This is a genomic window from Shewanella sp. ISTPL2 (assembly GCF_013283205.1).
Taxonomy (GTDB): domain Bacteria; phylum Pseudomonadota; class Gammaproteobacteria; order Enterobacterales; family Shewanellaceae; genus Shewanella; species Shewanella oncorhynchi.
The window spans coordinates 854,715-874,774 of the sequence record NZ_JAAPAV010000001.1 but is presented as its reverse complement, the minus strand read 5'-3'; the positions used below and the strand labels follow the sequence as shown (position 1 = coordinate 874,774).

Genomic DNA, 20,060 nt, shown 5'->3' with positions numbered 1-20,060 from the left:
TTAATAGGAAATACTAATGAATCAAGTTACTAAATCACTGGTTGTCATCACAGGCGCCTCATCGGGTATTGGCGCCGCTATGGCTAAAAGCTTTAGCGCTGCAGGCCATCCGCTGCTATTACTGGCACGCCGAGTTGAAGCAATGCAAGCGCTTGAATTACCAAACAGCCTTTCTATCAGCGTCGATGTCACCGACGGCGCAGCTATTAAAACAGCCATAACCCAAGCAGAAGCGCAATTTGGCCCAGTCGGCTGTCTTATCAATAACGCGGGAATCATGCTACTAGGCCAAATCGATGTGCAAGATCCCAATGAATGGAGCCGCATGCTCAATATCAATGTGATGGGCGTGCTTAATGGTATTCATGCGGTATTAGCCGACATGAAAGCTCGCAAAACTGGCACTATAATTAATGTCAGCTCAGTGGCGGGGCGTAAAACCTTTCCAAACCACGCCGCTTACTGCGCTACTAAATTTGCCGTGCACGCCTTAACAGAAAACATTCGTGAAGAGGTCGCCATGGATGACGTACGCCTTATCACTATCGCCCCAGGCGCAGTAGAAACCGAGTTGTTGAGCCATACCACCAGCGATGACATTAAAGCGGGTTACCATGACTGGAAAGAAGAAATGGGCGGCGTTATCGCCCCTGAAAATGTCGCCGCTGCTGCGCTGTTTGCATGGCAACAACCGCAAAATGTGTGCGTACGCGAAATCGTTCTAGCACCAACGCGCCAGCAACCTTAACACGCAACATTACACAATAAAGAATATCAACCACGGCACTGACCGCCAATGTTGTGGTTGAATCATGACTCACAAATGAGCTTGAGCAATTAACCCAATGCCGCCGCAATAAACACAGGTGCAGACAATTAGACTCAGCCATTCTTCGGCCTTGCCCCAGTTTGTCTCATTGAGTGACTCAATACGGTAGTTTGACTCTGTTTACCCCCCAAATCATCTGATTTTTATGGCATTTATTTTGCGTAGTCATAGCGTGTTCAATTACGGCAATCAGTATGACCTCGGGCAAAATTTCCCAAACAGTATCCAATCCTTCATTCAACCGTTTACTCGGTGAAACCAGTGGCGCTTTTGCCGACTTAGGCACTTTTTTACCTTTAGTGCTAGGGCTAATTGCCCTCAATCAATTTTCACCCCAAGGGATATTTTTGGGGTTTGGTCTATTCGCTATTCTCAGCGCGCTGTTTTACCGTCGCCCGATTCCGGTACAACCGATGAAAGTCATCGCTGCACTGGTGATCGCTCAGGGCTTAACCCCAGGCATGTTGCAGGCAAGCGCCATGTTAATGGGCATTATCCTGTTAATTCTCGCCTTTAGCGGCGCCATCACTTGGTTAGCTAAACAGTTATCCCAAGCTGTGAGTGTTGGCATTCAACTCGCCATAGGTCTGCAACTGATGTGGATGGGCACTAAGATGATGAGTGAATTTTGGCTGGTTGGCGTGGGGGCATTTGTACTGTTATTTATCAGTAAATTTTTGCCGCTGCGTTACCTTGCCATGCCCTTAGTCATAGCAGCGGGGATGATTTGGCAAGCAAGTACACAAACTAGTTTAGCCACTAACTTTGATATTCAAGCAATGACAGCGCCATTTCAATTAGCGTGGCCGACATCTATTGAATGGACCTCTGCCGCCGTTTTGTTGGTTTTGCCACAACTGGCATTAACCTTAACCAATGCGGTCATTGCCACGTCTGTAATGGCACAGGAGAAATTCCCTGAAGATGCCGCCAAACTCACGCCCAAAAACTTCGCAATTAGCTCTGGTCTTGCCAACTTATTGCTCGCGCCCTTTGGAGCCTCGGCCATGTGCCACGGTGCGGGCGGACTCGCGGTGCAATACCATTTTGGCGCCCGCACTTATCTGGCGCCGTTAATTTTTGGCAGTACGTGCTTAATGATAGCCCTATGCTGGGGTAGTCATATCGCTTGGCTATTAAGCCTTATTCCTATGGCAATCCTCGGCAGTTTACTGACCACTGCGGGGCTGCAACTGGCATGGTCGAAACGCTTAATCGATGGTAAGCCCTTCTGTATCTTTGTGATTTTATCAACCGCTGTGACTTGCCTCGCCATCAACGCCGCTGCGGGACTTGCCGTGGGGATAATTCTGGAGCAAGGTCGCCGCACTTGGGTCATGTTGGCCATGCGTTAATCGCTTCCGACTCGCAGTAATAAGGGTTCCCAAAAACAAAAAGCGCGTTAAACAACGCGCTTTTTGTTAACCATTCAAACCTCTTCCAACAAAGCTACAGCAGGCTAAAAGGTTCTTGCAGGATTGGTCGGTGTGTCCTTTTGCGCCAGCGCCCACTTAGCAATGGCATCTTTACGCATAAAGCCTACGTTAGTGTGACCTTTAGCATACTGAATAAACTTATCTAAAGCGGTCACAAGTCCAGGAGCGCCACCAATACGGTCGTGCACACTGATCGACATCATCCGTCGCTGCGTCGAACCTTCTTGATAGAGCATATCGAACTCATCCTTTAGTTCCTGCAAAAAGGCCGTGGCCGTCATAGCAGTGTTGCCACCAAAACGTCCGATATCATTGTTACGTAAAGTGTAAGGCACAACCGCAAAAGGCTTATTTCCTACTGGGATAATTGAAGGTTCGTCCCGCGATAGGTCATCGATGTGATAAATAAAACCTAAGTCCTGCAAAATATTGAGGGTTTGAGTACTATGGCGCATCCAAAAGGCATTAAAACCTAAGGGGCGCTGACCAGTGATCCTTTGCAGCGTCTCAATACTCGCCACATAGGAGGCGCGTTCCTCTGCTGGCGACATGCTGTATTGTGGCGTCCACGTTTGTCCGTGGCCCGAAATCTCATGCCCCTCATCTGCAACTTGTTTGGCAAGTTGAGGATGTAGCTCAGCAGCGCGCCCAACCATGTGAGAAGTCACCTTGATATTGTGCTTACGCCACAAACGCAGCAGCCTTGGAATGCCTTCGTTCATACCGTAGTCGTACCAAGTCGGGGTGATGGTATCTGGATAGCCCCTTTCCATCGGCGGAAACGGCCCTTCGGCATTTTTATCTTGAGCACCTGCTTCAAACTGCATTGAGATTGAAATCACTAACTGCTCACCACTTGGCCAAAATGTTTTGTTCATCCCACTGCCACCTGAACTTTTGGAGTCATTTTCTAAGGTATCTAATGATGGTAAACCAATAGCAAGCGCCGTTTGGCTTAGGCCGAACCCAGCAGCGATGGCGCCACCTGCCATTAAAAATCGTCGACGTTGATTCATGATTGAGTCCCTGCAGCTAGTTGAGAAAATAGCGTTTGATAATCTTCGAGGTGCCAGTTATCTGTGATGAAACCATCCCGTACTCGATACATGTCAACAGCACGAAAATCGATTTTCTGCCCTTGGCCTTTTTGCTCACCAAAGACACCAGTAAAGCGGCCATTAAAACGCAGACGTACCACTGCACGATCGCCAACTACTAGCAAATGCTCAACTGAAACAGAGAGATCGGGGACCGCTGCCCTAAATGCCTTTGAGGCTTCGAGTGGACCCGTGATTCCCTGTGCGCGGCCAGCGGGCAGAGTACGGTCGATAAAACCAGTCGCCAATGCGCCGTGGGCAAAACTTGCATCGCCCGTGTGCCAAAAACTGGCATATAACAAAGCGGCGCGGGCGATAGCTTGTGCCTGCGGTGATTGATCAGAAATCGTTTCCATTGCCGCCACTTTTGGCACTAATGCCGCTCGCACTTTAGCACTATCCTGTGTTGTTGCCCCTTGAGCGGCTAACGCATCCATGCTCAGACTTGCTAAGCTAAAACCCACAATTGCAATACCCATAAAGCCTGAAAACCATAGACTTAAGCTGAGCCAAGCGGGTAAGCGCTGAACATACAAAGTGTTAACCCGATCCATTATGCCACCTCATCGTCAGCGGATCGGATGACGGCTCTCAATGCTTCGTTGTGTGTAGGATAATCGGTATAACCCGCCCCACAACCGCCAAACAAGGGCCCTTTGTCGAATGCAGATAAAGGCAATTGATGCATTAAACGGTAAGGCAAATCAGGATTCGCAATAAAAGGTCGACCGAAGGCAACTAAGTCAGCATAACCGTTATCAATCACTTCATTGGCACGCGCCACATCATAGCGACCCGCAACAATAATGCTGCCCTTAAAGACTTTACGCAGCTCGACTCTAAAAGACTCTGGCACCTGCGGTGCATCATCCCAATCCGCCTCTGAAAGATGTAAATATGCCACGCCCAATGCCGATAAATGCTTAGCCGCTAACAGAATAGTGTCTACAATTTCAGGACACGCCATATCTTTAAACGTCACGTAAGGGGCGAGGCGAACCCCGACTTTATTGGCACCAATTTTCGCACTCACGGCTTGGACAATTTCGAGTAAAAAACGAATGCGATTTTCCTGAGAACCGCCGTAGGCATCAGTTCTGTGGTTTGAATTGGTGCGTAAAAACTGGTCAATCAGATAACCATTGCCGCCGTGAATTTCGATGCCATCAAAACCCGCCGCAACCGCATTCACACCCGCCTGTGCAAAATCGGCCACAACACGGTCGATATCCGCTTGCACCATAGCCCTAGGTTCTGGGCAATCCACCATTTGCCCTTCAGGATGCGCTTCATCCACAATCCATACTTTAGTGCCAACAGGCGCAATAGCTGATGGCGCAATAGGGGCATTACCTTGCTGAAAAATCGGGTGCGATACACGGCCAACATGCCAAATTTGATTAAAGATTTTACCGCCAGCCTGATGCACTGCCGCTGTGACTTTTTCCCAGCCCTCAATTTGCTCAGCGGTATACACGCCCGGCGTAAATGAATAACCTTGGCTGTCATCGGAGATTTGTGTCGCTTCTGTGATGATTAACCCCGCCGAGGCGCGCTGGGCATAATATTGCGCCATCAGATCATTAGGAATATTACCTGGCTGCGTAGTACGCGCCCGAGTCATAGGGGCCATCACGATGCGATTGTTTAATGCCAGTGACGCTAATTTGTAAGACATGAATAGACTCATACACACTCCGAACCAGAAATTAAGATGAAACATCAGTGGTGCAATTGTGCATTAGTTAATCTATATTGATAATCAGGCTATTATTAAAATCATTTTCAAAAATAATTTGATATGTATCATTTAAACGATCTGCAATTAGCGCTGCGTATCGCAGCCTTAGAGAGTCTCTCGGCAGCCAGTAAAGAAATAGGCATGACGCCGGCAGCGGCAAGTGCCGCGCTGCAAAGATTAGAGAAAAAGCTGGGATGTCAGCTATTTGCTCGCTCGACGCGGCGCTTACAGCTCACAGAAGAAGGGCGGATTTTTCTCGATTCGGCGAAACCCGCACTGGCGATTCTCGAAACTGCCAGCGCCAATTTAGCAGAACACAGGGGTGAGCTTAAGGGCGAAGTACGCCTCGCGTTACCTTCGGATATTGGTCGCAGCCAGATCCGTGCTTGGCTCGATGAATTGATGGACAGCGCCCCAGAACTGACAGTGCAGCTGTATTTTGGCGATCATATGACAGACTTAATCGACCAAAATATCCATTTGGCTTTGCGCTATGGTCAGCTTGACGACTCAAACCTTAAAAGGCGTCAGCTCGCCATGACCCCAAGGGTACTGGTCGCCTCACCCGCTTATCTGGCACAACACGGCACACCAAGCACGCTAAATGAACTTAGCCAACACGCAGTACTGATCTTAAATCGCGGCGGTGAGCCATGGCAGAAATGGAAGTTAAGTCATAACGGCGCGCCTGTTGAAATCGAAGTCAGGGGCCGACGTTTCTGTAACGATGGCGCAGTGATCCGCGACTGGGCACTCTCAGGTCGTGGAATTGCCTATAAGAGTTGGCTCGATGTGGCGCAAGATGTGACCGAAGGCAGACTTCACTTAGTGCTAGCCGATAAAATAGCCCCACCGATCCCACTGCAATTGGTATACCTACAAACCGATTATCCCAGCCATAAGGTCCGTCGCACCATAGAGTTTTTAGTAGAAAAGCTTGGTCAGTTCGCCCAAAACTATCCACTGCCCTAAATTGCAAACGTCCAAAGTATCCTAATAGAAAACCACGATAAACAAGTGGTCATGTGAAGAAAATAACCACCATCAAGTCGTTGCTAGATGATAGAAAACTAAAAGTAAATATGCTTTATAGGTTTAATGTCGTTGAGATGATGTAGTACCTGTGTCAACCAAAATGTAAGGCCAGAATACTCGAAATCAACGTCACTAATAATGCAAACGTAATGATAAAGCTAAAACAATATCAAGCAATTACCACCCAAGTTGTATAAAAACCACTACCCTGTCAAAACAAATTCCTATAGCATCATTCACACCAATTAACATCGTCGTAGTAGCCAAGTCGAACAAGTGATTTATGTCTCGCAAACAACGCTACACATTAATACTCAGACGTTAAGTGAAAGCATTAATTCGAATATGGATAAGAAAGCGAAGAAAATATTATTCTCCACCTACTGGAAAAATGGATGGATAGACTCAAAAGATAGACTCTTATCTGATGGAGATTTTGAGTACGCAAAGTCACAAGGATTGATGTTTGATCCGATTTCGATTTCTCATGATGACTGCATAGATACCATTGCAAAAATAGTAAAAACAATATCCAGAGCACAAATTGCTAAAGGTTTTTTAAGTAGCCTGACAACTCGCCGCTTAGACTTAAGATCTTCTTTATCATCCTATTCAATTGCCAAAAATATCCCAGAGCATAAATATACACCCGTTATATCCGGCACTTCATATTCCGACGGAAAACCAACTTCACACTCCTACACCTGCGGTGTATGCCGAGACAGCAAATACGGGATAAGGGGCAGTCACAACTATAACAACACAGATATAAACGTATTGAATTTCGAGCGTATCAAATGGGGTGGTGTCCGTCATGGCGATATTTTATATACATATTTTGACTTAAACCAATTTATAAATACGGATATCCCTGACCCAACTGATGAAGACTTAAATTGTTTCAAAGAAATATTAAGCACTATCGAAAGTTCGGAACCTACTGATTATCCCAGTGCCCTTGAAAAAAGATTGGCTAAGGTCGTAAAGTCCAGTAAAGCAGAAAGGCAGGTATTAATAGAGATTTTAGCCAGTATTGGAGTGTTACGACCAAGGAGCTACAATCGCCCTTCTAAAGGCAAAAATGACTGGGTGTTCGCTGAGTATTGGCGAGGTGAAGATAAATACTGCCATAAAACTGTCGATGAATATTTTGGTAAATATCTACAGTTATGAATGAAGTGGATCAGAGATCAAGCGATGGCTTTCCCCCCAAAAACTAACCGCAAATAAGGCGCGGGAATGACTAGCTGTATCACAAAAGGTGCGTAATGCGTTTAGAATTAACTCTCAAGAACATGTTGGATAAAATTGAATCTTTAGATTGGAAGTGGGATGTATATATACCTTTTAATAAAGAAATTAATGACTCGATATTATGTCTTGTACTTGACGATGACACAGAAGAAGATCGTGGTAGTGATGATGAACCAATTTACCCAACATCTATTGGTTATAAAAGCTTCTTAAGTGTGTCAGATTTGCAAAGTATTAAGAGTAATTTGCTGCAACAAAATTCTGAAGCTGGGCTAAATGAATTAATTAGTGCAGCAAAATATTATTATGAAAATGATGCTTTTATTAATATTAACCGCTAACCAATAAAAGCTGTCGGATGCTCCGCTAATGCGCACATTAAGGGTTACTCATAAGTGTATAACCCTATCCCTTGGGAAGAACGACTGTCACCACACAGCCCTGTTGCCAAGGCAGTAAAGCTTGCGTGGATTGCTGACAGTTTTCGATTTGAATGCTGCCGTGATGGCGGGTAACCACATCCTTACAGATGGCTAAGCCAAGCCCTAATCCCGCATCTTTGGTTGAGGCAAAAGATGCCATCAACTCACTCGCCTGCCCCTGTAGCCCTTCGCCATTATCAATAACTAACACTTTGATTTCATTTGGATGATAATAGATATCGATCCATAATTGACGCACACGATTATCGCCGCAGGTTTCTAACGCATCTAAGCTATTTTTTACTAAATTGACCCACATTTGACTTAAACCAACGCTATCGCCCATCAGTTCAAAGGGCTCACCCTGCACTCGCACATTCACTTGCACATTCGCTCGGTCTAGCTCGCGCCGCAGCAGAGCTAAAGCTTCTTTCACCACTGGCACTATATCTAAAGGTTCGGTCTTGGCCTGACGCCGCTTGAGTAAACCGCGAATACGATGCACAACCGCTCCGGCGCGAATCGACTGCGCATTAATTTTACCGAGTACATCATAGAGTTCCGGATTATCTTGCCCAAGCCTTTCCAGTTGCAGCATGGCACCTTCGCTGTATTGGGTAATGGCGGCTATGGGTTGATTGAGTTCATGGGCAAGTCCGGCACCTATTTCCCCAAGAATCGCCGCACTTTGCAGTCGCTCAAGCTGCAGTGCCTTGTCCTTTAATTGGCGCTCAGTGCTGACTAAAAACTCACTTTTCTGGCGAAACTTATATTCAAGCCACAGGTGATAAATGGTGGAAATAATGAAAATTAACAACAGTGCGCCACCCCATTCTTTATTTTTTGCCATCCATTTGTATACGGTTTGATAAAGTGGTGGTGATGCTCCCTGTAGTTGTAATTCTTTAAATAACTCAATCACTTTTAACTGACTCACGGGCGCAGTCCAGCCCAAAGTATCGGCGGTAATTGCTGCAATATGATCGGCGGGTAAATCGAATAAGGCGCGGGTAATCGCCATCGTCAGCTTAGGAGAAACCGTATCCGCCGCAGCGAATGACCAGTTTGGGTATAACTGAGTGCTCACCTCGCAATCATATCCTGCAGGCGTTGCAGGATGGATAACCCGATAATCACCCTGATTAACAAGACCCGTTGCGATCATTTCCTCTAAGGTACAAAAAGGCGCTATTGCGGCGTCGGCACTGCCGTCTCTGACTTGATAGATAAGCGGTTCTAACGGGAAACCGAGGAAGCGCACTTGCCCAAAAAACTGTTCGGGTAAAAACCCCATTTTATGCAGTAACCCCATGGCCGCTTGATACCCCCCCAAGGCCTGCGGATCACTGGCGACCACATTGCGCCCGCGTAAATCCTGCAAGGTACGGATAGGGCTGTCGGCGCGGACAATAATGGTCGCACCTATGGTAAAAGTACTGCCTTGATGCTTACGACTCTTCATTGTCGCAAGCCAAGACAGCGGGAAGTTGTTACTTAAATGCAGATATTGCCCTGGGTTAGTGACGATAAACTGCAAATCATGTTCAAGTAACTGACTACGCATGCCATTAAAATCCACTGGCACGACTTCAAAATGACTATTAGGCACTTGCTCACTGAGGTAATCCATCATAGGTTGCCAACGCTGCTTGGCCTGTAATACGCCATGGTTTGCCAGCACTCCGACTCTAAAATGGTTCACCTCTGTCGCTTCGTTGGCATAGGACGGATTAAGCCCAATGATACTCAGCAAGAATCCCATCAATATCGCTTTACACCAAGAGTCAATCGTCATCGCCTCTATTACCCACTCTTATATGCCATTGTCATGGAACGACTTTAGCTCGCAGATAAAAATCAAGCTGTGAAATGCCGCCAAACTCTGGTTTATGCCCAGAGGGAATCGGCTAATTTAGTGATGTATCTCCCAAGACCTAGGCTTAAAATTGAGCCCACTCTGTACCCAGCTTAAGCTGATAGCATGCTTACCGCCCTTCAAGGAACACAATGTCGATAAAATTGCCACTCTATCTAGTCGATGACGATGAAGCGATTCTGGATTCACTGGGCTTTATGCTCGGACAATTTGGCTATCAAGTGCAAACCTTCAACAGCGGCCGCGATTTCCTTGAGCACTGTGCATTATCACAGGCGGGCTGCGTGATTTTAGATAGTCGAATGCCAGAAATCACCGGCCAAGAAGTGCAGCAAAAATTACTGGAAACCCACAGCCCGCTAGGCGTGATATTTCTCACTGGCCACGGTGATTTACCTATGGCGTTAAGCGCCTTTCGTAAGGGGGCCTGCGATTTTTTTCAAAAACCAGTGTCCGGAAAGGCATTAGTACAAGCGATTGAAAAGGCGCAGCGTGAAAGCCAAGCGGCCTTCGAGCAGCAAAGTCTGCAGCATAAGTTTGACCAACTGACTGAGCGCGAACAGCAAGTGTTAGCCCATGTGATCCAAGGCATGACTAACAAGCAAATATCGGAGGCGATGTTTTTATCCCTGCGCACGATTGAAGTACACCGCGCCAAAATCATGAAGAAACTCGAAGTGAACAATATGGCGGAGCTAGTGCAACACTTAGGCAATCTGAATTCTGTCTTATAAGTCAATCACCCGTGGTCACTAAACAATCGTTAAGCCTTCTCGCCACGCATAAGGATTTAACCGTTAAACCCTTTTTACCCCGCCCATTCAAGATACCGTAACTACACAGTTTTCATCCTATCTGCGACAAGCTGTCGCAGTTTGCGCATTTGGCTTTGTGAAATATCGTATCAGCCCGCACAATCACACCATAGGTTCCTTCCTTTGTGCCCCGCAGGCGCTCAAGAAATCCACTGCTTTTTGAACCTCCACCCGAGGGTAACTATACCCTCGGGGATTTTTTTGCTTCCATCCGCGAATGCCTTCCTCCAAAATAACAACTAAAGTAGAAATAGAACGATCCAGTTCAAGTTCCGTCTGCAAAGCAGTTATATACTTTCCAACCGCCCTAAAGAATATAAATCATGGAAGAGCGAATGTTCAAACCTTTAATATTACTCAGCTTTAGCACCTTAGTCTTGACCTGTATGAGTGGCTGCGTTGGGCCACTTAATTCAAAATGTGATACAAATTCCCCCTACAGCAAACAAGAATGCAATGCAGCCGATGCCGCAGTTTATGTTGCAGCCGCCATATTGGAAGGCCCAGATAAAGGTCAAACGTGTAACGATATGTCGGGCAAAGCAAAACAAGACTGCCTAGCTCAACAACAAGCACTGAAAGAATCATTAGAGAAACACGCTCGAAAATAGCATTAAGGAAGATGAATGAAAGCCTCCGTTTTTATTGCCGCGACCCTCGACGGTTATATCGCAACGCCCGATGGGGATATCGACTTTTTAAATCAGCACCCCAGTACTAATCCCGATGAAGACTTTGGTTATCATACCTTTATCGACACTATCGATGCGATTGTAATGGGACGAAAAAGCTTTGAAAAAGTCCTCTCCTTCGATTGTGATTGGCCCTATGTAAATATCCCAGTGTTTGTATTAAGTCGCAGCGGTGTAACAGTACCGTCGGCGTTAAGTGAGCACGTGCAAGTGCTAAATGGCGATGCAGCAAGCATTAGCGAGCAACTCAAAACCCGTGGCTTTAAGCATCTCTATATCGATGGCGGCCAAACAATCCAAGGCTTTTTAGCGGCAGGGCTAATTCAGGAACTCACGCTCACTCGCATCCCCACTTTACTGGGTAAAGGTATTCCCCTCTTTGGCGACTTAGCTCAAGCGATTCAATTAATGCCAATTCACACGCAGCAGTACGACAATGGCTACGTACAAACCCGCTATCGTGTTATAGACAAAACGGCTTTATAAGCCGTTTACATTCGGCAGATGGCATTGAAAGATGAAGTGATGGCTTGCCATTTTGCGGCTTGCCATCTTACTGTAGAGCCATGTAACAACAATGTTAAACAACTAAATATTATCAATGACTTACTGATTGCAAATCAAAGTTCCGTTAGAATATTGTCCTCTAACAGATAGGTGAGCAATATGAGTCGTTTGCAGTCATCGAAGGGCTTTACATTAATTGAGCTGGTTGTGGTCATTATCATCCTTGGGATCTTGGCCGTCGTCGCAGCACCACGGTTTTTAAACCTAGGCCAAGATGCCCACGATGCCAGAGCCAAAACCACATTTGCGGCCTTTACCTCTGGTGTTAAGCTTTATCACAGTTGCTGGCTTGCGGGCGGTCACTCTGATTATACCCAAGATCTCGCCTGTTATGGTGACGGAAAACTCGACTCGACCACCACAGGATTTCCACTGGGAATAGAGACTGCAACCGCTGATGCCGGTGCTAAATTGCAGGGCGATTATTGTGGTCAGTTATGGCAAGGTCTTTTGGCTAATAATGAATTTGTCATTGCCGATCAATACTCTTGGCGCACAGTTCCCAATGTCGACATTGTTTACTGGTATGGTGCCGTCGACATAAAAGATCCCAATGCTTACTGCATTTTCAATTATGTCTCGGACGATCGCAGCTTCGGCAGTGAAAACTGGGATCTTAAATACTATCCCTTCGATGGCCGCACTATTGTAGGTCGATCCACCCTTTCCCAATAAGCGCTTATTTTTATTGCTAAAGGAGCGCGAAAGATCGCAAACTCCTTTGGCATTTGCCGCGATTACTTGAATTATTGTCATCCATCCCCATATATATCCCATCATCCACCGCAACTTTTGCTGCGGGCCAGAAGAGGATTCATTGTGACCACTATCGTATCAGTACGCCGTAATAATCAAGTTGTCATCGCCGGCGATGGCCAAGTCTCCCTAGGCAATACCGTCATGAAAGGTAACGCCAAAAAAGTGCGTCGCTTATATCACAACAAGGTACTGGCAGGTTTTGCAGGCGGCACCGCCGATGCTTTCACCCTATTCGAGCGTTTCGAAGCAAAACTCGAAATGCACCAAGGCCATTTATTGCGCTCGGCCGTTGAGCTCGCCAAAGATTGGCGTACCGACCGTATGCTGCGTAAACTCGAAGCCCTGTTAGTCGTGGCCGATGCGGAAACCTCGCTGATCATCACAGGTAATGGTGATGTCGTTCAGCCAGAACACGACTTAGTTGCCATTGGTTCAGGCGGCAACTATGCCCAAGCGGCGGCCCTTGCACTATTGCAAAATACTGAGCTGTCAGCCTTAGAAATCGCCGAAAAATCCCTGACTATTGCTGCGGATATCTGCGTATTCACCAATCAATTCAAAACGATTGAAGAACTCAATTACTAAACAGCCCGTGAGGAATATTATGTCTGAAATGACCCCCCGTGAGATTGTCCACGAGCTGGATGCACACATTATTGGCCAACAAAAGGCCAAACGTTCTGTTGCTGTCGCCCTGCGCAACCGCTGGCGCCGGATGCAACTTGACGCGGATTTCCGTCAAGAAGTCACCCCAAAAAATATTCTGATGATTGGCCCAACAGGCGTTGGTAAAACTGAAATTGCCCGCCGTTTAGCCAAGCTGGCGAACGCGCCTTTTATCAAGGTCGAAGCGACTAAATACACAGAAGTGGGTTATGTCGGTAAGGAAGTCGAGCAAATCATCCGCGACTTGACCGATATCGCCATCAAGCTGACCCGCGAGCAGCAAATGGGCAAGTGTCGCCAACGCGCTGAAGAAAATGCCGAAGAGCGCATTCTCGATGCCCTGTTGCCTAAGCCGAAAAACGACTGGGAAAGCACTGAAACCGATTCCAACTCAAATACCCGTCAAGTCTTCCGCAAAAAACTACGCGAAGGCCAATTAGACGATAAAGAAATCGATATCGATGTGGCCCAACCACAAATTGGTGTCGAAATCATGTCGCCTCCAGGCATGGAAGAAATGACCAACCAGCTGCAAAGTCTGTTTAAAAACATGGGCCAAGCACCAGCAAAACGTCGCAAGATGAAGATCAAAGAAGCCTTTAAGCTATTGATCGAAGAAGAAGCCGCCAAACTGGTCAATCAAGAAGATTTAAAAGAACAAGCCATTGAAATGGTTGAGCAACACGGCATAGTGTTCCTCGACGAAATCGACAAAATCTGTAAGCGCGGCGAAACCTCAGGCCCAGACGTTTCCCGTGAAGGCGTGCAACGTGACTTACTGCCGCTGATCGAAGGCTGCACAGTCACCACAAAACACGGCATGGTAAAAACCGACCACATACTGTTTATCGCCTCTGGCGCATTCCAGATGTCTAAACCGTCGGATTTAATTCCTGAATTACAGGGTCGGTTACCGATCCGTGTCGAGCTAGATGCGCTATCAGCCAATGATTTTAAACGCATTCTGACTGAGCCACACGCCTCGCTCACCGAGCAATATATCGCGCTGATGGGCACAGAAGGCGTGAAAGTTGAATTCAGCGAATCGGGTATCGACAGCATTGCGAAAGCCGCATGGCAAGTGAACGAGCGCACCGAAAACATCGGCGCCCGTCGTTTACACACTGTGATGGAAAGGCTGATGGAAGATATCTCCTACGAGGCATCGGAAAAATCGGGTTCCGCCTTTGTTATCGACGCAGACTATGTCAGCGCCCACTTAGATAACTTAGTCCAAGACGAAGATCTCAGCCGCTTTATCCTCTAGTGCAAAACCCGTTCACCGCCAAGCCCAAACGACTTGGCGGTGAACGACTCAAATGCAAAAGTGTGACTTAAACGAAAAAGCCTGACCAAGGCTCTCGCTTACCCTTTGTATCCTTGGCCGCGAGTGGTTACATTAGTCAGGTGTTATTTTAATGAGTCGTTATCCTATCCTTAGCATTTTCTTGGTAGCCAACCTATGACCACAGCAACGCCGAATGTCACCGATCTTAAACTGAAACGTAAATCACGCATTCTAGAAATCAGTTTCGACAATGGTGAGCAATATCAGCTCAGTTGCGAGATGCTCAGAGTCTACTCGCCCTCGGCCGAAGTGCATGGTCACGGTAATCCAAAGCTGGTCACCCACAAGAAAAACGTCAACATCAGCGCCATTGAACCCGTCGGTAATTACGCAGTGAAAATCGTCTTCGATGACGGCCACGACACAGGTCTATTCTCGTGGAAAGTGCTCTACGATCTCGCCACCCACCAAGTGGATCTATGGGAAAAATACCTCGCCCGCCTACGCGCAGAAAAAGCCTCACGCGAACCGCTGATTGCGATGAATATAAAGTACAATTAGTACGTTAGGTAAATAGACGCTTAATTGTGGGATGTAAACTCTAAAAACAGAGAATTTAACAATGGGTAGCTTGTGAAGCTGTAACTTCTCTTACTGACTTGAGTATCAAAGGAAAGACCATGTCGGAAAAAATCCCCTGCCAAGAATGTAACACCTTAATCCTTCCGAGTACCGCCGAGAAAAATGAGGGTTTATGCATGCCCTGCAAAAATGGCATACGTGCAAACCTCGAGCGTGCGAAGGAATACTACCAACAAGAGCGTGAACTCGATAAAACCTGTCCCTTTCGAGCCTTTTGGCGAGATCTTGTTGTAAAGGTACATAACAAAGATCAAGGTTTTTATACGCTTAGACCAGAGGAACAAAACTACTATGCGGTGAACTGCTTATCTGGCGAGGTCTATAATGGTGGATTTATTCAATATTTCGACAACTCTTCAGGTGAGCATTACGCCTTCGCTGAGCGTGGACTTATCCAAATGGGAGCAAGCCACTCGTTAAACTTATTGCACCAAGCAAAACAGGCCGTGTTTGGCGAAAAGCCCGTACCAATCGACAGAGATCGTCGTTTAGCCACCACCGATAACCAAGACCTGTACAGCGTACTCGATAAGCTCGATGACGAGTTTTATAAAGATCTAGATGATCTCGATGCCAAGCTTAAAAGCTACGCCCTTGATTACGGACTGGTAAATAACATTTAACTGGCGATTGTCGGTAATCACTTAAAGATAAAGGCTATCCTTGGCAGAAATAAGCATAATTGAGCCTATCTTGCTGACCCCATACCGCAGTCCAGCCATTCACATCACTCATGTAAGCGAAATAAATAGACTGCGTTTTAAGACAAACATCTTGAAATGGCGCTTTATTCTCATTAATAAAATGCGCCGACCTAACCAGCACATCGGTACAAACGTCTTCATCTTCCACTAACCAAATAAAATCATCACGCCATTCATCCAATGCTATCGCCGCCTCTGGGGAATAGAGTCTCAACTTATCTTGAGCGAGTTTCATTTGCTCGGGAGTCACAGAACATGAAACCGCCAACTTATCAAATACACCTGAACCGCCAGCCCAAAAAGACAAATCAAATTCCAACCTATCCTCTAGCGGCATAAAACCCAATAAATTTTCGATAATCATCAAACTTTTAGCTAAATCGGCATCAGGTCTTTGATAACGCTTTTCAATCCCATCATATTCCCGCATACGAACTAAGCTCCTGCTGCGTTAAGTGACGCATTAAAATTGAGTAACATACTATAAAATAATAACTTTTTGATCAATGCACCCAACGATTAAGACTATTACGCCAGTGACTCGCCAACTTTGATTTAAAAATGAGTTATCCCTAAGCGCTTGATGGCGCCATTTGCAGCATAAGGAAGCGCGAACACTGCGATCACATGGTCAAGGATAATGGAATGAAAATTATCAGGCCTACCATTTTAAATCAGCAACTTCATCAAGTAAGGCCTGTGATTTAAACCGTCCCTCCTAAAAGCGGCCTGTACAGTTATTTTCTTGATTTTCTTGATTTTCTTGATTTGCTTGTCTTGCTATTAGCTCATTCAAACATCGCACTCTTTTGAAAACTTAGGCATGAAATATCGCATAATCGGCTGCGGTAAATTGCAATTGAATGCTTTAATCGGTTGACCTCATGCGCCTCAACTAGCTCTCCTTAAACGGATTTTTGCGTTAATTCATCGCCTTTAAACAACTTATGCCACTGCTCCAGCACTTCGCGGTCAGTCCAACGATTGGTACTGTCGATATCGACTGGCAGCACCACATGTAGATGATTTGACATCACCGCAAAGGCTGCAACATCGATAGCAAAAACGGCTTCAAGTTCAAACAGTAGTGACTCAACCCAACTACAGCGATGGTCATAATTTCTCCCAGAATAGGCATCATCGCCACATAAAAAAGCACGCCGCACAACGCAGCTATAGCAATGGTAATAGGGAGTGTCTTCAAGGCTTATCTGAGTTCTGAGAGGACGCGGCATATAAACCTTCTTATTTAATGCTTATAGTCGGAGGTTAACTACCACGCCATTTAAGCTGGGTGTCTTGAAAACAGCTTCTTTGTAGGCAACCTGAAAGTGCATTATATTGTTGCTCTAAAATGGATGGCCAGATTTATTATTTGCCCTGCATATGTGATAAAACAGTTAAACCTTCGCTGGAAACAAATCTTAGAAATGGAGTATTGTCAGTGACAACGAGAACGGAATTACTCAATAAATTAAGCGCCTTATCGACCGCCGATCCAGAGCACTGTCCGGTAGTGACATTAAATGAGTACTTTTTAGAAAACGAAGATGAAGAGTCTATCGCACCCAATAATTGGGATTATGGTCGACCATCCATCAAAGAAATCTATCGTTGCTTGAAAGAAATCGAACATAGGTCAGATGTGCAAGGTGTTTATGTTGGGATGCACGATGAATGGTCCGAAGCACTTGAGGATGATGAGCTATGGCCTGCAGCTGAGAACATTCATATTCTTACCTGTGCGCCTCTGGCGGAAGTGGAAGAATGGATTGAAGGAATCGCGGCAGATGGAATGGGGACAGGCTGGCCCTATGGCGAACATCAACTATCCCCTAAGCCGTATGCTGGCTATCATGTCTATACAGTATATTGGGATTAGTGGTTAGCTATCTCACTGTTTATGTGAATTTTATTGCATCAGACACCCCAAAAACATCGGTCTAGGCCGATGTTTTTATATCTAAGGATGCCAATCTCATTTTTGTAATATAAAACGTGCTCCACCAGCCTTATTATATGAATTAGCTCGTGTTATTTAGACTCCCATTGTTAAATTTTAAAAATGGAGTGTTAGTACTCTTTTTAAATACTAACAAACAACACTAAAACTTCAGAAGTTCACCTTCCCCTGCGAAGTAGCTAAAGGGCGTTGAAAAAAATCGCGTGAGCGAGGCATGGATGCCGAGTTAGCTTTCGGATTCTTTATTTAATTAATAGGGATTTACCACCGTAAGCGTTAGCAATTTTGAATAAACACGAAGCCCTGCTTATAAATAAAGAGTTAATACATGTAACTTCGCTAGGGTGAGTGCTGCGAAAACAGCGGTACGAACGAAAGCCAAGGATGGCGAACTGGCAGTCAGACATCGACGTTGTTCGGCAAGGACTCTTGATTGAAAATCAAGGGGTGAAGCCGCCGACTTTGACTTTGCTTTAAAAGCTATCAAACCAAGTTTAGATAAACCTCCTTGTCGAAATCACGACAAATACCCTGCTTTGTGATCCTCACTGCAACCCAATTCGTAATGTCCAACAATATCCCATCGCGAAATGCTTAACCGTGAAAGTCATTCAACGAGTCCACTTAATGCAATTACAGCAATTCCATACAGTCAGGCTAATTTTAGGCGATCAACTCAATGCCCAGCATTCTTGGTTTAACCGTGTTGATGAGCAAGTGCTGTATTTGATTGCAGAATTGCACCAAGAAAACACTTATGTAACGCATCATGTACAAAAAATATGTGCCTTCTTTGCGGCAATGGCGCAATTTGCCCAAGAGCTGCGTGCGCAAGGGCATCATGTGCTCTATTTGAATCTGGATGACACTCATGATGGTCCCCAAAGCTTTAGCGATCTACTGACGCTCATTCAACATCAAGTGACGCAGGTTGGCGCGATCAAGTTTGAATACCAAAGGCCTGATGAATACCGCTTACTCAAACAATTGAGCCAACTTAAGCTCAACACTGCCGTGGTGAACTGTGTCGATACAGAGCACTTTATCTTACCCTTTGACGAAATTGATGCGCAGTTCCCCGTCGGCAAACACATTATGATGGAGCACTTTTATCGCCGCATGCGTAAGCGTTACAACATCTTGATGCATGACGGGAAACCACTCGGCGGGCAGTGGAACTTTGATGCCAGCAACCGTCAAAAACTTAAAACTCAGGATATAAAAGTCTTGCCTGAGCCATTAATGTTTAGCTTCGATGTGACTGAGATCCTCGCTCGGCTTGAGCGTCATCAAATTCCGACCATGGGTCGTATTGATGCGCCATTGCTGTGGCCGATAAACCGTGCGCAAAGCCTCACACTATTAACGTATTTTTGTCAGGTTTGCTTGCCTTCCTTTGGCCGTTTTCAAGATGCCATGACAGCGCAACATCCCGCCAAGTGGAGCTTGTACCATAGTCGACTATCATTCAGCCTTAACAGTAAATTAATCAGCCCGTTAGAAGTCATCAATGCGGCCATCGACAGTTATCAAACGAATGCTGAGATTGATATAGCCCAAGTTGAAGGGTTTGTACGACAGATATTAGGTTGGCGAGAATATGTTCGCGGCATTTACTGGGCCAATATGCCGCAGTACGCCAGCACTAACGCGCTCGATGCCCATGGGACGCTGCCCGATTATTTTTGGCATGGCGACACTAAGATGAGCTGCATGCGACAAGCCTTATCCCAATCATTAGATTTTGCCTACGCCCATCATATTCAGCGCTTAATGGTGATCGGCAATTTCTGCTTATTAACCGAAATCGAGCCAAATCAAGTCGATGAGTGGTATTTAGGCGTGTATGTTGACGCCATCGAATGGGTTGAAATGCCCAACACCCGCGGCATGGCATTATTTGCCGACGGCGGCATTGTCGGCACTAAACCCTACGCCGCCAGCGGCTCTTACATTAATAAAATGAGTGACTATTGCAGCGGGTGTCATTACAAGATAAAAGAGCGCAGCGGCACACTCGCCTGCCCGTTCAATAGCTTTTATTGGCGCTTTATGGACAAACACCGCGCGCGATTGTCGCAAAATCCTAGGATAGGCATGCTATACCAGACTTGGGACAAAATGGACGAGTCCGTAAGAAGCGCCATATTAGCCACAGCCGAGCACAACCTCGTTCACCTAAACCGTTTGTAGCGAAGTAATGCTAAGCGTAACTCATTGATATAGTAACTCATTGATATAAATAGCTTGATATAGATATTTGGATAGGGAGAG

General features: G+C 46.0%; 20 protein-coding genes and 1 pseudogene. 15 read left to right on the top strand and 6 right to left on the bottom strand.

The window, feature by feature from the left end:
* Window positions 1-16 precede the first annotated feature (16 nt).
* Together HUB64_RS03980 and HUB64_RS03975 are read left to right on the top strand one after the other, a co-directional pair.
* The gene (locus HUB64_RS03980; protein ID WP_105251250.1) at window positions 17-748 is read left to right on the top strand and encodes an SDR family oxidoreductase; all 732 of its coding nucleotides are present in this window, start codon (window positions 17-19) and stop codon (window positions 746-748) included.
* 275 nt (window positions 749-1,023) lie between these two features.
* On the top strand, window positions 1,024-2,184 hold the full coding sequence (locus HUB64_RS03975; protein WP_173496439.1) for a putative sulfate/molybdate transporter: 1,161 nt from the start codon (window positions 1,024-1,026) through the stop codon (window positions 2,182-2,184).
* Window positions 2,185-2,288: 104 nt separating this feature from the next.
* Here HUB64_RS03975 and HUB64_RS03970 read toward each other — a convergent pair whose 3' ends face one another.
* From HUB64_RS03970 to HUB64_RS03960, 3 genes are read right to left on the bottom strand one after another with little or no spacing between them, the layout of a single operon-like run.
* Window positions 2,289-3,281, bottom strand: coding sequence for a polysaccharide deacetylase family protein (locus tag HUB64_RS03970; protein WP_173496438.1), 993 nt, complete (start codon window positions 3,279-3,281; stop codon window positions 2,289-2,291).
* Window positions 3,278-3,916 carry an ester cyclase gene (locus tag HUB64_RS03965; protein ID WP_173247231.1) on the bottom strand — a complete coding sequence of 213 codons (639 nt, stop codon included), beginning with the start codon at window positions 3,914-3,916 and terminating at the stop codon, window positions 3,278-3,280. Before HUB64_RS03965 ends, HUB64_RS03970 begins: the two co-directional genes overlap by 4 nt.
* On the bottom strand, window positions 3,916-5,052 hold the full coding sequence (locus tag HUB64_RS03960) for an alkene reductase (protein WP_173496437.1): 1,137 nt from the start codon (window positions 5,050-5,052) through the stop codon (window positions 3,916-3,918). Before HUB64_RS03960 ends, HUB64_RS03965 begins: the two co-directional genes overlap by 1 nt.
* A 111-nt stretch (window positions 5,053-5,163) precedes the next feature.
* On the opposite strand from HUB64_RS03960, the gene HUB64_RS03955 reads away from it, so the two are divergent.
* From HUB64_RS03955 to HUB64_RS03945, 3 genes are all read left to right on the top strand, one after another.
* On the top strand, window positions 5,164-6,075 hold the full coding sequence (locus HUB64_RS03955) for a LysR family transcriptional regulator (protein WP_173496436.1): 912 nt from the start codon (window positions 5,164-5,166) through the stop codon (window positions 6,073-6,075).
* 408 nt (window positions 6,076-6,483) lie between these two features.
* Window positions 6,484-7,311 (top strand): hypothetical protein, encoded by an 828-nt coding sequence (locus HUB64_RS03950; protein ID WP_173496435.1) that lies wholly within the window; start codon window positions 6,484-6,486, stop codon window positions 7,309-7,311.
* A gap of 95 nt (window positions 7,312-7,406) precedes the next feature.
* Entirely contained in the window at window positions 7,407-7,733 is a 327-nt protein-coding gene (locus HUB64_RS03945; protein WP_006087079.1) for a hypothetical protein, read from the top strand.
* Between the two features lie 64 nt (window positions 7,734-7,797).
* On the opposite strand, the gene HUB64_RS03940 is transcribed toward HUB64_RS03945, so the two are convergent.
* The gene (locus HUB64_RS03940; RefSeq protein WP_173496434.1) at window positions 7,798-9,609 is read right to left on the bottom strand and encodes a PhnD/SsuA/transferrin family substrate-binding protein; all 1,812 of its coding nucleotides are present in this window, start codon (window positions 9,607-9,609) and stop codon (window positions 7,798-7,800) included.
* A gap of 212 nt (window positions 9,610-9,821) precedes the next feature.
* Between HUB64_RS03940 and HUB64_RS03935 the strand changes: the two genes are divergently transcribed.
* The 8 genes from HUB64_RS03935 (at window position 9,822) to HUB64_RS03900 (ending at window position 15,742) form a co-directional block, all read left to right on the top strand.
* Window positions 9,822-10,424 (top strand): response regulator transcription factor, encoded by a 603-nt coding sequence (locus HUB64_RS03935; protein WP_105251242.1) that lies wholly within the window; start codon window positions 9,822-9,824, stop codon window positions 10,422-10,424.
* Between the two features lie 416 nt (window positions 10,425-10,840).
* On the top strand, window positions 10,841-11,116 hold the full coding sequence (locus HUB64_RS03930; RefSeq protein WP_173247249.1) for a hypothetical protein: 276 nt from the start codon (window positions 10,841-10,843) through the stop codon (window positions 11,114-11,116).
* 15 nt (window positions 11,117-11,131) lie between these two features.
* Window positions 11,132-11,683, top strand: a complete 552-nt coding sequence (locus tag HUB64_RS03925; RefSeq protein WP_173496433.1) for a dihydrofolate reductase family protein — start codon at window positions 11,132-11,134, stop codon at window positions 11,681-11,683.
* Window positions 11,684-11,863: 180 nt separating this feature from the next.
* Window positions 11,864-12,439: a type II secretion system protein gene (locus tag HUB64_RS03920; RefSeq protein WP_173496432.1), complete on the top strand. Its 576-nt coding sequence runs from the start codon at window positions 11,864-11,866 to the stop codon at window positions 12,437-12,439.
* Between the two features lie 144 nt (window positions 12,440-12,583).
* The gene (hslV, locus tag HUB64_RS03915; RefSeq protein WP_006083300.1) at window positions 12,584-13,108 is read left to right on the top strand and encodes an ATP-dependent protease subunit HslV; all 525 of its coding nucleotides are present in this window, start codon (window positions 12,584-12,586) and stop codon (window positions 13,106-13,108) included.
* Window positions 13,109-13,127: 19 nt separating this feature from the next.
* On the top strand, window positions 13,128-14,456 hold the full coding sequence (gene hslU / locus HUB64_RS03910; protein WP_105251238.1) for an HslU--HslV peptidase ATPase subunit: 1,329 nt from the start codon (window positions 13,128-13,130) through the stop codon (window positions 14,454-14,456).
* A gap of 195 nt (window positions 14,457-14,651) precedes the next feature.
* Entirely contained in the window at window positions 14,652-15,038 is a 387-nt protein-coding gene (locus HUB64_RS03905) for a gamma-butyrobetaine hydroxylase-like domain-containing protein (protein ID WP_063883307.1), read from the top strand.
* Window positions 15,039-15,157: 119 nt separating this feature from the next.
* Complete coding sequence (locus HUB64_RS03900; RefSeq protein WP_173496431.1) at window positions 15,158-15,742, top strand: DUF4375 domain-containing protein; 585 nt, start codon at window positions 15,158-15,160, stop codon at window positions 15,740-15,742.
* 34 nt (window positions 15,743-15,776) lie between these two features.
* Here the strand turns inward: HUB64_RS03900 and HUB64_RS03895 are convergent, their stop codons facing one another.
* Both HUB64_RS03895 and HUB64_RS03890 read right to left on the bottom strand, forming a co-directional pair.
* A complete protein-coding gene (locus HUB64_RS03895) occupies window positions 15,777-16,253 on the bottom strand; it encodes a hypothetical protein (protein ID WP_173496430.1) in 477 nt (158 codons plus the stop codon).
* A 291-nt stretch (window positions 16,254-16,544) separates the two neighbouring features.
* Window positions 16,545-17,058 (bottom strand): annotated as a pseudogene (locus tag HUB64_RS03890) (transposase); the annotation flags it as partial.
* A 209-nt stretch (window positions 17,059-17,267) separates the two neighbouring features.
* Here HUB64_RS03890 and HUB64_RS03885 point away from each other — a divergent pair.
* Window positions 17,268-17,705, top strand: coding sequence for a hypothetical protein (locus tag HUB64_RS03885; protein WP_173496429.1), 438 nt, complete (start codon window positions 17,268-17,270; stop codon window positions 17,703-17,705).
* 708 nt (window positions 17,706-18,413) lie between these two features.
* Window positions 18,414-19,979: a cryptochrome/photolyase family protein gene (locus HUB64_RS03880; RefSeq protein ID WP_173496428.1), complete on the top strand. Its 1,566-nt coding sequence runs from the start codon at window positions 18,414-18,416 to the stop codon at window positions 19,977-19,979.
* The last annotated feature ends 81 nt before the right edge of the window (window positions 19,980-20,060 follow it).